We start from the raw sequence: 413 nt of genomic DNA, 5'->3' as shown, positions 1-413 counted from the left end.
AGTTGGTAAAGCAATCGCTGAACATGAAGATCGTGTTTGTAGTTGCCCTCACTGTGATTCCGAGCTTATTAATAAGTGGGGTGTCACTAAACAAGGTATTCAGCGTTTCAGATGTAAGGCTTGTTTTAAGACCTTTAACGCACTATTTTCAACTCCTTTTTACCGCATGAAAAAACCTGAAAAATGGGTTAATTACTCTAACCTAATGTGGAACGGCACTTCACTTAGGGAATCAGCCTCTCTTTTAAACATAAACCTTAAAACCGCTTTTCGGTGGCGACATGTTTTCTTAAAGCAACCTCACGATATGATTCCATCTGATTTGCATGGAATTATTGAAGCAGATGAAACTTTTATTGCGGAATCTTTTAAAGGTAAGAGAAAAATTAGTAGGCCAGCCAGAAAGCGAGGTG

The 413-nt window shown here is 38.7% G+C and carries 1 protein-coding gene; it reads left to right on the top strand.

Features of this window, described 5'->3' with window-relative positions:
• Positions 1–413: transposase (locus CXF74_RS22760; protein WP_442965970.1), on the top strand; the 413-nt coding region annotated here is incomplete at both ends.

Source organism: Psychromonas sp. Urea-02u-13 (genome assembly GCF_002835995.1).
In the GTDB taxonomy this organism is placed as follows: domain Bacteria; phylum Pseudomonadota; class Gammaproteobacteria; order Enterobacterales; family Psychromonadaceae; genus Psychromonas.
Note: the sequence above shows the minus strand (reverse complement) of the source record. Positions and strands in the feature narration are given on the sequence as shown.